A 15,776-nucleotide genomic window follows, 5' to 3' on the forward strand; every position below is an offset into this window, starting at 1 on the left:
CTAGCACCTTTTCTTTAAATTTCAATTGTAGTAGTGTCATGGATCTTTTTCATTACCCACATTGGTCTTCTTATCAAGTCAAAGAGATCAAAATGAATAATTTGAAAGCCAGGTGATTCATATTCTGCTTCGGCTCTTGCTTCACTCAACATTTCATTCAAAAAGTCTGGGTCTTTATTCCATAGAGGATGACCAAAAATTATGATCTTTCTAATAATCGGCAAACTTATTGCAGGAATACCAGCATACCATTGTTGTTTTACACCTTCTAAATAATAATCTTTTTCAAGATTTGAAAGGCTTTTCTCCACCTGTGGTAGCCATTTTTGGTCAATTCTCGGAATAAAATTTTCATCTTTATAGATGGCAGCAATTTCAATAGCTAATCTCCAATCAAGTAAAGCATGGTAACCCCTATTTTCATATGTTCTCAGGCACTCGTAACAAGATGAATCACAATTATGGTTAATAAGTTTCGGCAAATAGCTCATGTTTTCAGTAATATCTTTTAGTATGCTTTTTATCATATATTCCTGAGCCAAATGCTTTGCATATCCTGCGCCATTTATTAATTGATCAGCAAAAAAGATCTGTCCAACAATACGGTTTAGCTCCATGTCTTTGTACGCTCTTACTCCTACCTGCATTTCATTACCATCAACATCTAGTAAATTTGTTGCAACACGTCTGAAAAGGTAACCAAATGATATTAGAGCTGCCCTTACTGACAAATTTCCTGGATTCATATTTATTCCATTCTTAATCTTATTTGGAGATAAAACCAAAACATCAGTATTTTTAATTGAGCCAAGAGCAATATTTCTTACCTCAGTTGTTAACAGGCTTTCAAAATGCGGTTCATCTTTGAAGCTCTCTTCGATCCACCCATGAAAAGGATTTCTTGATTTATAAAAATTAAACCCACTGCCGAAGTTATCATTTATTGAATAAATATTTCCTTCTTGACCATAAAATTTAGTATTATATGCAATCTTTTCTTCTTTATCGTTGCTTGCATCTTGGGCTAATTTAGGAAAAGAACTACCAGAAGTCCATTCAAATTGTTCATTAAAATCTTGTGGGAACCAGTCGGTCCTGAATCCTTTTGGTTCAGATATCGGTAAGGTTACAAATTCTGAGTTCAATTCATCTCTCTTGTCACCGCAAGATGGGCAGCTATCCACAAAATTTTCTTCCTTATCAAATAAGAAGTGACATTTTCTGCATAAAACAACTTTTTTTATGATTCCCATTGGATTGTTATCCGCTTCTATTGTATTTCCTCTGACCTTATAATGAGATAACCCAACTATTCTATGCTTTAGTTTATCTTTGACAACCTCTGATCCAGGAGAATATTCACTAATTGCTAGCTCGATATCTCTATCAATTACGCCTTTTTGCAGGGTTCTAGCATTATGAGTTTGCTTTCTTTCTTGGTGGTGCAAATACCTCACTCTAGTCGGGAAACCAAACATCGGTAATAATCCTGCGGTGGCTAAATTCGTACTTAGATTTCTATCTGTATATCTGCTATCATTTGCAATATCGGTTATATCATCCACGACTTTGCCGGAAGTAATATACTCTTTACACAAAATCTTATCTTGCTCATTTATTTTCGTACGGTAGGTCAAAACATTTATTAAATCCTCGGTAAAATCAATATTTTTTGAGGAGCCTAAAAATCTCCTTATTTGTTCTTTAATATTCTCCCAATCTTCTGTATACCCATACTGCCCATGTACACTAAACCCAGGTTTAATCTTATCTAATAGCCCTGTTCTAGAGAAGGCATAGAAAAGAGATTCCTTTATTAATACTCTTTTAAAAATCTTTAATGACTTTAAATCAATATATGGTTGCGGAGGGGCATCTCCTGTCATTTTATCAAGGTTGTCAAAGTACCAGTCATCGTGACTCCTGCCTCTACATAAAGTCAAACTTATGGAGAGTGATGACCCCCTTCTTCCACATCGTCCTACTCGTTGTTGATAATTAAATCTTTGAGGCGGCATATTTGACATAGAAACCATTTTTAAAGAACCAATATCTACCCCTGCTTCCATTGTTGTAGTAACACTAAGAATATCAATCTCATCTACTAATGGTAACGACGTTTTGTCAAAAATCCCTTGAAATGCTAATTGCCGATTCAAAGATTCATCTGCATCAGTTTGTCCCGTCATTTCTTCACAATGGAACCGTCTAGCTGAGCGGCTATCTAAAGCGGAATACCGATAATAATCATCTTCAATAGTTTCCAGATTTGATTCCTCAACTTTTGAGCCACAATCCGTACAAGTTCCACATGAATTATGAAGATGTATTCTTTTACATTTCACACAAGAAAACACTTTTTCTCCTTGTAAATGAGGTATGATATAGATCTCATCGGGCTTAATTAAATATTTTTGTAGCCCTGTTAGTTGACTCATTGTTTTATGTGCCGCTTCAATGAATCTCTCTTCGTCAAGGTTATTGTGTTTGGCAACCGACATCCAAAACTTTTTTAATTGTGGAGGTGTATTCTCCTTTTCCGCCCGATATTCATTTCCATAATAATACTTTAATCCACCAAGAATCCTTAACGAACTATTAATGAGTTCCCTCCAGAAAACCTTATCTATCCCCATACTTTCATTCTCATAACTAACATCAGTAGTCATATGTGCCAAACCTAAAGATTCTAGGTCGCGTTTTCTCTGGGCAAAAAGGACATTAACTATGACGTTATCTTTTAACTCCTTAATAATAGTCTTCCTATAGATTATCTGATCATTATTCAATTCCTTAACTATTGGTTTATTTTGTGACCAGTCATATAAAGACGTCCACTTTTCGTCATGGTTTAACTGTATTGACCTTTTAGGTCCTCCAGGATTTATTCCTAATCTTAATAATGCATATTCAAATGAATCCCATAGTTCTCCGAGTTTGGGAGGGAAATAAGCTTTGTCAACTTTACTCTGAATTTCAATTTTTAATGGCTCAGGCAAATGACTATTTTCAAGGAACATTCTTATCATAAAAGCATCTTGAGGATGTTCGTTTTCAAAGTTCTTTGCAAAATTGTCATCCAAAGGATTCAAGCTTAGACCCCTACACTTGCTAATAAATGCTCGCAATTCTTGATTAACTTCTTTAAAGGAGTTTACTACGATATACCTTAAAATTTCTCGATAGTGATTTAATTCAAGTTTTGCGGAAAGTTTTGCCGCATCCTGCCTGCTATCTGAGAATAAAACCGTTTTAGGTGTTCCATCCGTAGATAATTCCCTCATGATTGAATCCATCATCACTTGCATGATCATATCAAAACCTGTTCGTTGTCCACGAATTGGTGAATTCATCCTTTTATTACTGTGGTGAGAGAATTTTTTATTTCCTTCCCAGTTATCTCCACAATGAGGACAACGTACAGAGAATGCCGAAATGTTGTCAACATAATCCTGGTCACAATTTTCAGGTCTTATTACATATCTAAATCCATTACTATTTCCCAAGGATTCAGAATTGATTTTCCCTCCACTATGATTATAGTAGGCTCTTTCCCAAGCAAAGTTAACAGATAAACCTTTATGTGTTCCTGACCATTTTCTTGCCTCGAGATCTACCTCTTTTCCCGGCCAAAAAACTTCATAATCTTTAAACATTTTAGTGGCCGGCAATTTATCGGGCAAGGAATCTAAATCAGGAAAATCAGGACTTAAGATATAACTATATCCATTGAAATCTGTTTGATCCAAATATTTATAGCCACCTAAAAATGAGTCTCCACAATTTTGGCAATAGTAAAAATCCAAAACTTTTGAGCCACAATCACATTGAATTCTTGGTTGTGAATAGAGTTTTCCTACTGTACGACCTTCAAACTGATACTGAGGTTCTATTGCTTCACAGGATGGATTAGAACAAGCCCATAATCCCTGGAAATTCCTAAAAAACAAGTGACTTCTTAAAGGTACTACCACTTGTCCACAATCTCTTGAATATGTAATCAATTTTAACAATCCAGCTATTGCTTCAATATTATTTTCCTCAAAAAGTGCATTGGCAATATCTTTAACTGAACGGGGCTTTTCGCAGAAATCTATTAATGCTTTATAAACGCCTAACTCGTCAAGAACTTCGAATACTTGTTGACTCAGGTTTTTTTCGCTTTTAAAACTATTAACACTTTCCAGAAAATATTTAATTGATTTTTCTTCATCTGATAAATCGGCTTTATAAAATTGAGAAAATAAATTTACCTTGTTTTTGAACTTAAAATTATTCTTATATTTCTCTGAACTTTCCCTTTGACCAGTGATTATTTCAAATTTATCACTCGAAATACCGAAAAAATCCTCTAAAAACACTTTTCCATCATTATCAATCGAGGCACTAGTTGCAATTACTCTTAATTGAGGACTGTCAGGTTTTAAACCAATTCTATTTAAAAGGGTTTTTATAATGTAAGAAACTTCTGTTCCGGCCGTTCCCCTGTGAGCGTGCAACTCGTCAAGCACTAGATAAAATGTATTGTTTGTATCTTTCTCCAACCATTCACGCGTTTTTGTAAATATGTTTTGTTCAATTTGCCTAGTTAATACGATGTTTAACATGCTAAAGTTCGTGATAAATATGTCTGGCGGAGCATCTTGCATATCCCACCTAGAAATCATTTCAGCACCAGAAGTTTTACTTAAGTAAGATAACTTTTCATGTAATTTAATTAACAATTTTGATTTTATTTCATTAATTAAATCGGTATTCAATTCTTTCGATTCTTGAAGAGTAGTTTCATATTCTTTAAGTTCACTCGAAATAATTTCAATCATTTTACTATCCAAATTCTTACCGAGACTATTTGTTAGGTCGTGGTAGTAACTTCTTACGTCCTTTTCTTTTTCTGAGAGTTCTCCAATTATCTTTTTTAATTCACTCATCTTTTGAGTTGAAATTTCACCAGATACAGGTGATTTTCCAGTATATCTTCCAAAGTAAATTTTATTTCCATTTCTATTTTGTCTAAACCATTCTCTAGACTGATCACTATCTAATGCTTGACGTAAACGGACCAATTGGTCTTCAACCAATGCATTCAATGGATATAGTATTAAACCTCTTATAGCCGCATCCCGTGTTTCAAGTTTACGTTTCGATTCCCAGCTTTGACCATTGTGCCCCAATGGTTCTTTCTGTATTTGTGGACTCGGCCACTTTTTTGATTCTTGTAAAATTGATCCAATTACAGGTAAAAGGAAACTTTCAGTTTTTCCAGAGCCTGTACCCGAAGTAATTACTACATTTTTCTTATCTTTAATCGTAGATTTTATAGATTGGTATTGATGTGTATATAAATTTTGATTTGCACCAAAAAGACCGATCGAACTAAAACTAGAAAAATCTGAACTGATGTTAACATCTTGAGATGCCTCTAAAACAGTTTTTCCTGAGCTTTGGTAAGGTGGAAGAACTTCAATATAAGGATATTGATATATTATCCCTTCCTTCTTTAAGAGATCGTTCCTCTCTGCTGCAAGTCTTTCTTCACCTAAAGCGAATGGACTATTCATATATCTTAAAAAAGTATCTCGCATGTTATTAAAAATGCCCATTACGTCATCCATGAATCTTTCTCTCCTTACTATTAAATCTCTGATGGTGGATAGCCGAGCTTATATAAGATCATCAATGCGACTTCTAACGGTACATTTTTATAATTTAGATATTTTCCTATTTTAATAGGAGAAGTTCCTGAACACATTGTTAAGACTCTTTCATATAATTCTGGCAATTGATAGTCAGCCCTGACTTTAAAATTATAGGAAGTATAAGAAAATATATTTACAGAATTATTCACTGCAATAAAAATTTTGCCTTGAGTTGCTGTTACTTTCTTTGCAGAAGTATTTCTTTTCAATATATATTGACTGATCCCTAATTTGTTTGTAATTCTAACGAATTTAGAATTATACTTTTCTTTCCATTTATTTTCGTGTATATCCCAACCTTCTGATTTCCAGTTAATATATTCGTCTAAATCGACCGATTTGGAGCTCTCAATTGTCTCATTTATAGATGGGATACTAGAAGCTAAATCATATGCTAAATATTCATAAGATTGAATAAGCCTTATTCTCCTTGTAGCTATTTCTTTCTCTAGCTCATTTTTACTTTTTGATTCTAAATATATAGAAATTGGCTCGTATTCTGAATCAGGAATATAAAATTGATATCGAGATGAAGTATTAACAGAATGTCTTATCCACTCTCCGATTTGACCATATAATCTTGAACCTGAAATAAAAACAATACGATCATGTTCCTTGCATGGAAGATTACTTGCTGATGTAGGAGTAACCCACCAAGAAAAATCTCCACCATTTTTGTACTCTACTTCGATAAACCCTAAACGTAAAAGGTTTCTTAGAATTTTATTAAATACCGTTTCGTCTTTAAAAAGTTCAGCAACCCCATTTGTGAACGCTTTCTGATTTCCTTTCTTCAAGATGCTTAGATATTCCACAAACTCATCTATCTTTCGCCACTTAAGTTCACTTAGAGATATTCCGACTTCTGAAAATTTTCTTGAATATGGCCAAGAGTCCTTAATTTCATTTGGGACTTCTAACTCAAAGGCACTTTTTTTGTAAATCAGATAAATCCTATTATGGCTAGAATAATTTATGGTTAATAGATTTTCACTTTCAGAAAAATCAACCCCGTTAATCTTAAAATTTAATGGATGGATTTTATAAAAATTATTCATTCCAAGATCAAAACTTTGTTTATCTGCTAAATGTAACTTATGATTATAGTTATCTACAGATAAATTAACTGGACCAGGTCCTAAATCGTAATTTTTTAAATCTATTTCCATAGGACTTTCTAATATAGAAAATGATGAATCATCCAATCCATTAATCTTTACAAGAGAAGCTCTTGGTGCAAAAATTGTTAATTTAGGTGGGTAAGTTGCTAACCAAATTTTGTTTTCAATTTTTAATCCGCCTTTAGCCTTTACATTGACAACTTTCTTCTCTTTGAATTCTATATCATCTATTACTAAATTTTTTATTTTGCTTTTAGTTAGGATCAAAATAATTGACCAACCACTCAATAAAGTATCTTTGAAGGATGTTAATATTACAGCATTTTTATTGATCCAGTCATCAAGATTACCCTTTAATCCCGTTTTAAATAATATTATATGTTTTTCATTTTTTGATATCGTCTCTTTGCTTATCCATCCAAAAAGCCCTAAATAATCTGCATTCCTAAAAATATAAAGAGGGCTATTTTTATATGAAAGCTTTATATTGTTTTTTGTTAGTGTTTTATTTATTGGTAATAAAAGCTCACTCGAATTTTTAACGATTCTAAACAGAAAATTATTTCTAAAATCAAAACCTGATAACTCCTCAGGAAAACTAAGTATATCTTGCTCAAGTTCTGCAATCTGCTTTAGATCTAAATTCTGTGGGCTTAATCTTCCTTTAAATTGAAGAAATAACTTTAGGTCTACGCTTTTACGTCTAATTTTCCCACTGGTTATTTTCTCACTTTTAACTTTAGGATCTTCTAAATTTACCTTCTTGATATCACTTAGCCAATCATTATACTCTGAGTGTATCAAGGTAACAAAATGTTCTTGTGCTTCCGGGTGTTTGTAGAAAAAACGTTTTAATCTACTTTCACTTCTTTGAAAAAGAAGTTCGATATCATATTTAATAACGTTCTTATCTACTACTTCTTTTTTATGATAACCACATTCACGAAAGTGCTGATATAATAAATGTCTGTCAGTTTCCCTAATTAAGCATTGAGAACGTGGAAGACCTGCGAATTTTGATCCCAACGGAAAAGAAGGAGTATATCCAAATCTGTTGTTATTTTCCTGTTGCCATTCATATAGTTTACTCCACATATTTATTGTATTCTCAAAATATGGAGGCTTTCCTATTCCACTAAAACCCAGAACTTCTCTTAATCTGAAATAATAATTATTTACTCCTACACCTTCATTTTGATCTGCTTCCATCTTTGAAGCAGCATACACACAAAGGCATAACAAACCAATAAAAGGAGGTATCTTGTCTTTGCGATTATTCCACCAGCGATCAGTGAGTACATGCAAATCTCTAAATAGGTTAGAATTAATTGGGGAAAAGTGAGAAACACTTTTACAGAATGAACCGATTGCATCTGCCTCCCCCATATCCAAGTTCATTCCTACTTCAGTAATTACCTTCTTATTAACAAATAAATAGACAATTTTATCCTTAGTAGCATCATTGAAAAAATATTTAAAAAGTGCCTCATTCCATTTATGATAATTCTGCAAACCCAATCATTCCCTTTTATTATGACGGAAGTAATGATAAATATTACAATTTTCCATTATTTTAACATAAAAATCAGTCGGAATTTTATTTATTTTGTCAAAAAAAGATGTATAGGACATAAACATCTTTTAATAATGGCAGTATATTTTTTTGCATAAAGAAAAACCATCCCTTACACGATCAAGAATAGTTACTTGCATTTGATGGTTTAATTTTGGTTTCTATGAAGTAGATGTAGTTTGGGATAATTTCCCTTCGGAACTCTTAGAAGTGCTTTGAGGGTATCTTAGTACCACTTAAATTTATCCAGGCTTCTTCAATTAAATCTCCAAGTGATCAATCTTATTTAACTGTTACTAAAAAATTTAATGTTGATATATCATTAATAAAGTTCATAGGTGGGTATGTTGCACCATAATCAGTATTATCTAAAACAATATAGTATGTACCTTGTTCAACTTGTTGAGTTTTAGAACTTGCAGAAAGTCCAAATGTTGATAATTCTGTATTATAAAAAACTTCTTCCCCTATTCCATTTTTCATAATATTTTGCCATTTTTCGTATTGAGAAGATTCCATAAAATAAACATCAAGGTTTGTCCCTGATAAAATATTGTATTCTATGGTTACTTCCCCAGACTTCTTCATTTCAACCGGAAAGGCTCTATATTGATCTTCTTGAATTTGCATTTCTTCGTCATATAATGTAGTTGGTTGGTTTGTTACAAAATTAATAGCATTAGATACTTTACTTTTATCATTTTCTGTAAGATTTGAATATATACTATAACCCCCAACAATAAAAAAGGCTAACAGTGTTATGGAAATAAACCTTTTTATTCTTGAAATATTATTTTCTGTTTCAACTTCCTCTTCAATTGGACATCCACAATTAATACAAACATCAGCTTTATCTGATATTTGACTGCCACAATCCTTGCAGTTAATTAGTGCCATAAGATTCCCCCTATTTAGCTTTGCCTATGATCTTATTATAGCAAACAACGGAAAGTTCAAAATATAAAAAATAGGAGTTCCATTTCTTAATAAATGAAAACGGATCATAAAAATTAATCTATATACTTTAATTAAATATTAATAACAAACAAAATGACTAAATCTAATTTACAACCAACGTTACAATGTGCTTACGCTCAAATATTTTATCTATAATTGGATGTAAATAGCATTTAAAAAAGATCCATTTTTAACTCAAGATAATAACTTCAAATTTTGATTGAATATAAAATATTTTTTAATTAGAATAATTGTAATTCTAATTTTTAACAAGTTAGTAAAATATTATTGAGAAGGTGTAGTTTCATGAGAAGCAATGTAATTGAAGAAACTCTAACAAATAATATACTTTTACATATTGATCCAGTAGAAATGGAAAGTTTTCACGTTAAAATTGAAGATATAGATAAATTAATTGAGTCTACAAAACTTCTTATTCGATTAAAGGAGAATTCTTGTAAGGTAAATGAAGTACTATTATTTTGTTTAGAAAATTTCAAATTGTATTCTAAAATATATGAAACTCTGCCTGGAAAAAAAGGGGTTCAAGACTCCATTCAATATGAAAAAGTAATCTCCCCAATTAAGAAAACTATTATAAGGAATATAGAAATTATTAATAATATGCTCTCTCATTTATTTAGTGATTATTATGTTACAGTAGCATTTGAGACAGGTAGGGTCCACAAAATACCTTATATAGGATTATTCAATAAAAGAATAACATCCTCTTCCCAAACAGGCTTTTATACAGTTGTTTTTTTCGATATTTATAAAAAAAATTTATATTTATCTCTTAATATAGGTAATAATAAAACAAATGTAATTAATTTTAATGAGATTAAAAGGTTTTTAATTAAAAATATAAATCTAACACATTTTAATAATTCTGATTCACTAGAAGAATTAAAACCCTTAATTAGACCTAAAACAGAACATTATTTAACAGGTAATATTGTTGGAACAAAGGTACATTTAATTGAATTAATAAAATCGGATTATGATATTGAAAAATTAATTAACAGCTATTTATTTGAGACTGATCGGCTTGTACAACTATTTCTAACCACATACCCTTCAAAAACATACGATGTTTTTATTGAGCCATCATATATTGAAAACTATGAAACTTACAATACCTATGAGTACTGTAATGTTGGCAGCTGTAATAATTTAGCTAACTTTGCGGTTTTCCTATATGATAAAAATCCTAACGGCGAAGAATTTTTAGAGCATGATTTTACATGTAGTTATATATGTGAACCTCATATGGTAGAAAACGAAAGCAGTTGCAAAGAAGAAAGAATTGCTCGAAGTTTACTCTCATATAAATATACTAATAGGGATAGTAGGCATGGATATTCAAAGTATTTATCCTTGGGATTAGAAGAACCCCTTAAATTAAAAATACTTTCTGAGTTAAGTAATGATGATTTCCTTGAAGTTTCAAAAGATGTTGAAGTTTTTTATGAATTATTAACGCAAGATGATTTAGAATTGCCTTTAAATATTGGAATTTTTGGTGACTGGGGGTCCGGAAAAAGTTTCTTTATAAACCAATTAATAAAAAAGCTAAAAGATGATAATTCTGAACCTAATAATATTGTCGTTGAATTTAATGCTTGGAATTATTACGATTCAAACATTATAGTAAATTTAATATATAAAATATTTGAGGATATTCAAATAAATTATGATCTGAATTCCGGAGATTTTTTGAAAAATTTCAATCATTATGAAGCCTTTACGGAAAAACAAAATAAAAAAGAACGGGAAGAAATATATAATAATATTAATGAATTAAAAAACGAAAATAAAAAAATACATTCTATTATTCAAGATAAAATATTAAAGGATATTAAAATTCCTAAAAAAATAGAACTAGAAAATATTAAAAAATACACTAATTTAAACACTTTAACAAGAATAAATATAATGGTTTCAAATATTTTTAAAGAACGCAAGAGATATTTTTTTTATCTTCCAATTTTATTTATAATAGGATTAATGAGAATTGTGGGTTTGAGTAAGCTTTCTATAATCCCTGGTGCAATTGGATTAATAGCATTAGTAAAACCAATAATAAATATATTAAAAATAATTAATAATTACCTCGAGGAGATAAATAAAATAGAGACTATTAATGGACAGATTACAGAATTAGAAGAAAAACTTGAAAATCTAAGTGTTAAAAATAAAAAACAATTAACATTAAATTATTTAAAAGATTTTATTATAGAAAAAATAAATCATCAAGGATACAAAAATAACTTAGGCTTTATAGCCACAGTAAACAATGACATTAAAGAATTACGAAAGACCCTAAATGAAATAAGCAATAGTATTAAGAAAGATAAAGATATAGATTTGCCTCCAATAAACAAAATTATACTGATAATTGAAGACCTAGATAGATGCTCTGAAGAAAAAGTGGTTGATGTCCTTCAATCAATTCAATTACTACTATCTACAGACTTGTTTGTTGTTATTTTTGCAGTTGATAGCCAATGGATTAACAAATGTATTATTAGTCAGTATAACAAAATGATTACCAATTCAAATACTGAGCAAGGTAATTTATTCGCTATTAATTATCTAGAAAAAATTATTCATCTTCCTTTCTGGTTAAGAAAAATGAATAAAGCTAGTTCAAATAATTTTATACATCAAATTAGTAATTCATTTAAATCCGGTTCATTAAATAAAAACAATCCTGATGAAATAAATAAATCATCTCATGAACCAGAGAAGCGTGATAATATATATACTGTAACTAATAGAAAGCCTGAAAGAAATCCACCTGACTCTCGTAAATATGTAATTGATGAAAGATTTCATTACATTGAACAAGAAGATTTAATAATATTAAGTGATTTAGATTTTATATTTGAAAATACTAGCCCTAGAAAGACAAAGAGATTTTTAAATACACTGTTGTTGATTAAAAACGGCAATCTAGATCAAGTATTTAATTGCAGTAATAAACTCTTGTATTTTATTGTTTCCAGCATAGTTTTACAGTCCGATTATACGTGTGATTTTTATAAGATGGTTATAAATAAAATTAATAATAATACCAAAAACAGGGAATTTTTTATAAATGAAATTAATAATTTTGAAAATATAACAAATTCACAACAAGCAAAACTATTTTGGGAAAGGTATAAAAATCTTTTAAATGAATTTGATGATGTGGAGTTTAATAATATAGATGAAATTATATATGAAGTCTCAAGATATACATATTTTCACCATGAAATTACTAAATTGTAAAGTTTAGAAATAGGATATTGATTGGAAACATCAATCAATAATTTCGAAAGTAATCTAAGAAACTGAAAGTAAAAGGGATAGCCCAAGGCTATCCCTTTTACTTTCAGTTTTTCCATATCAAACCGTACAGGAGAGATTCCCTCAAACGACTTTCCTACGTTCTTCAAATTATTTAATACCTTTCCATTCTACACTCTTTTGAAATTCGATATACGCTGTACTAATGGTTTCTATCTCAATTATCTCTATGCCACGATTATATAATGTATATGGATTAATATGCAGAGTTGTGGACACACCACAGCGCCAGCTTCTGCATCAATATAAACCTTCCTATATTCTTCTAAATTCTGTAATTTCTCAAAATTCCTTTCATGAAAGGCTTTTTAGTTAACAGCCTTATTTCCCAATTATCGAATTCACAATTTAGCTAATGATCAAGAATTGGAAGTGATCTTACCTTAATAATTTCAGGCATTATGATACTCCTTCTAATACAACGGTAGAATGTTTTGAGATATAATACCTTTTCTGAAATCATCCTTAAGCTTCATACTATCATTAATACTCAAGCCAACTTAATATATACTTTGCTTGCTACAACAACGCTGGAGTTGCAAAATACTTCGATGACAAAAAAGACAGTGCATTACATCAACACTCCCCTTTCATTTAGTTCACAGTGTAGTCTTCATTAGAAATTTTCCTTTTTCACTTGTCTGAAAAAACCATCAGTACAGACCACAAAAGGGAACCTGTTGGATAGTCTGATACTGTTTTTTTTTTAAACATGTGCTTAAGGTTTGGACTCTTCCATCGTACAAAAAATAGAGGATGCATCCCTAGGTCATTTCACTTTTTCTTCACAGAAAGCTTTAGAAAGGTATCTTTATAAATGGATGCACTTTCTAGTGGCAATACCCCATCTCCATTTACATTTGAACCTGTAGAAATAAAGTTAAAGAAATTTTTCGTCCACCTTCTCATGCAAGGATTAAAAACTTTTTCTTAATCTCTTCAGGAAGAACTCCTACATTCATCATGGATGGATTTGGGGATCTTGGAATTTTTTTATTCCATTGACCCTTTCCAATAACATGCCCTGTCATCTTCAACAATGTTGATTGCCAATGGACAGGATTATTTAAGCCGAAATCAGGCTATTTTCAAATTAAACAGCATTCGGATGAGTGGGTCACATCTCATATACAGAAGGGAACGTACGGTCATTTTCCCGAAATTCATTATTCGAATTGAACAGAGCGGATTCCGGAATCCACCCTCTCCTACTTTAAGAGCAAACAGCGATCTAACAGAACCACTAAAAGGACTTGCTGTCAATACAGCATGGTCAATGACATCATAATTCACTTATAACTGCTTCAAATAACAGCTGAAAAAGTTAGTACCCATTCTATGGGCAATAAAGTTAACTGATTTCACAGAATTTTTTCTTTTTGATATTCAATATAATCAGCTAACGCTTCGCTGTATCTGCAGATGATTTCCTCCAGTCATAGCCAAAATCTAAACGGACATATAGTCTTTGAAAAGACAGGTTCATAAAGGTTTTTGTCCAAAAAAAGAAACACTGGCTACATCGAGTAAAAGAAAATGTTAGACAGCGTTCTTTTTGCTTGTTCTTTTGATCATTTTCCTATCTAACTTTTAAATATCTTTTAAATGTCCCTTTAACTTTCCCTTTGCCCCTTCTCTCCATTTTTTGATGGCAGATACCGAAACATTTTCTTCTTGTGCAATTCCTTTTACGTTCAGCCCCTTCAGAAACGTGTACAACACCCACTTCGTTTCCTTTTCTGTCAAAGTAGCACTTTTGCAATACCCCAGCAGCGTCTCTTCTTCTAAAAGACAAATGGGAGACCCATCCTCAATATATTCCCAGAAATCTTCTTTTGGATAAACTGCTCGTTCCTCATGCCTGTTGGTTTTGCTCATTTCGGTCATGATCATTCCTTTAATCGATGTATAAGCATAAGTAGTAAAGTTCCCTTTATCCGGATCGAACCGTTTATATGCCTCCCAAAGCCCGATTAATCCCAACTGTAAAAATTCTTCTTTATTTTTATAAATGTGCAATGAATTCATAATGCTGTGTATCATGGGTTTATATTGTTTAAAGAGCTGTTCAAAGCTTTCCATTATTGATCCTTTCGGAAAGCGCGCTTTCTATCAAATTCCCGGGTGCTTTTAGCATAGCTGGATGAAACGTTTTAATCGAACGGCTCCATTTCGTATTTCGCGGGTATTATTCTTCTAAATGAGGTAAATTCAAATGAAATTTCATTTTTTTGATGATTTTATATGATTTGGTACAGATTCACTATGGATTTCAAATGAGATGTCCTTTTTTTAAAAATGAACATATAAAAATAGCAGCTGGCTTGCACCGCTGCTCCTTACCATTTCTATTGTTTTTCTTCTTCCTCTAGTGCCTTAAAATTATATCTGCCGTTTGTTTCCTTTGTAATTTCATGACTGTTCTTGGTATCAAGAAACACCATTCCGGGAAACCGCAGCCTGCTCGAAGTGATCTCCCTTAGCTGGTTAGCTGTTTGGATTTTACTGTTAAAAGGGGTAAGTCTTGCATCAATCATGATCGAATTCCCGTTATGAAAAATAACTTTTGTTTTCCTATACACAGACAGCGTATTTTTGATTTGAATCTCATTAAACCAGATACATTCCTCGTTGCTAGGGGCTAAATGCGGAAATAGAATGATTTCATGAAAAGGATTTACTGCAAATTGGACACATGCTTTTGTTATCAACGATCGATTTAGCACTTATGGTGGCAGCTTTTAAATTAGAATTTATAAATTTTAGTGATTTGTCCAGTACTTCAAGTGGCGGCATATCAACAAGGAATGATTTGTCCACTTCCCAGACTCTTGTACATAGCTTTCCGTATTGGTCATATTCACCCATTAATAAATTCAGCCGCTGATTGATTATATAACTATTAATTTTAAACATTTTCCTTTTCCCCCTACTGAATTAATATTCATTGATTTTTCTTGGAAAAAGGGTATACTAACTACAAAGAGTTGGCATACCCAACTTTCAGGACTCATGGGCGCTGTCTGCCAGGACATCAAATCGCTCATGGGTTTTTTATTTATTTACTTAATTCAT

General features: G+C 31.5%; 7 protein-coding genes. 1 reads left to right on the forward strand and 6 read right to left on the reverse strand.

The features are described from left to right. Nucleotides 1-14: 14 nt before the first annotated feature. The 3 genes from RCG23_RS25210 to RCG23_RS25220 all read right to left on the reverse strand — a co-directional run bounded on the left by RCG23_RS25210 (nt 15) and on the right by RCG23_RS25220 (nt 9,290). A complete protein-coding gene (locus RCG23_RS25210; protein ID WP_308177932.1) occupies nt 15-5,615 on the reverse strand; it encodes a DEAD/DEAH box helicase in 5,601 nt (1,866 codons plus the stop codon). 20 nt (nt 5,616-5,635) lie between these two features. Beyond that, the gene (locus tag RCG23_RS25215) at nt 5,636-8,338 is read right to left on the reverse strand and encodes a hypothetical protein (protein ID WP_308177933.1); all 2,703 of its coding nucleotides are present in this window, start codon (nt 8,336-8,338) and stop codon (nt 5,636-5,638) included. 337 nt (nt 8,339-8,675) lie between these two features. Continuing rightward, nucleotides 8,676-9,290: a hypothetical protein gene (locus RCG23_RS25220; protein WP_308177934.1), complete on the reverse strand. Its 615-nt coding sequence runs from the start codon at nt 9,288-9,290 to the stop codon at nt 8,676-8,678. A 366-nt stretch (nt 9,291-9,656) separates the two neighbouring features. Between RCG23_RS25220 and RCG23_RS25225 the strand changes: the two genes are divergently transcribed. Then, complete coding sequence (locus RCG23_RS25225; RefSeq protein ID WP_308177935.1) at nt 9,657-12,623, forward strand: MrcB family domain-containing protein; 2,967 nt, start codon at nt 9,657-9,659, stop codon at nt 12,621-12,623. Between the two features lie 1,668 nt (nt 12,624-14,291). Here the strand turns inward: RCG23_RS25225 and RCG23_RS25230 are convergent. The 3 genes from RCG23_RS25230 to RCG23_RS25240 all read right to left on the reverse strand — a co-directional run bounded on the left by RCG23_RS25230 (nt 14,292) and on the right by RCG23_RS25240 (nt 15,617). Continuing rightward, nucleotides 14,292-14,783, reverse strand: coding sequence for a sigma-70 family RNA polymerase sigma factor (locus tag RCG23_RS25230; protein ID WP_308177936.1), 492 nt, complete (start codon nt 14,781-14,783; stop codon nt 14,292-14,294). 266 nt (nt 14,784-15,049) lie between these two features. After that, the gene (locus RCG23_RS25235) at nt 15,050-15,427 is read right to left on the reverse strand and encodes a competence protein ComK (RefSeq protein ID WP_308177937.1); all 378 of its coding nucleotides are present in this window, start codon (nt 15,425-15,427) and stop codon (nt 15,050-15,052) included. Next, nucleotides 15,366-15,617 carry a competence protein ComK gene (locus RCG23_RS25240; protein WP_308177938.1) on the reverse strand — a complete coding sequence of 84 codons (252 nt, stop codon included), beginning with the start codon at nt 15,615-15,617 and terminating at the stop codon, nt 15,366-15,368. Before RCG23_RS25240 ends, RCG23_RS25235 begins: the two co-directional genes overlap by 62 nt. Nucleotides 15,618-15,776: the final 159 nt, after the last annotated feature.

It is taken from the genome of Neobacillus sp. PS3-34 (genome assembly GCF_030915465.1).
Classification (GTDB): Bacteria; Bacillota; Bacilli; order Bacillales; family Cytobacillaceae; genus Neobacillus_A.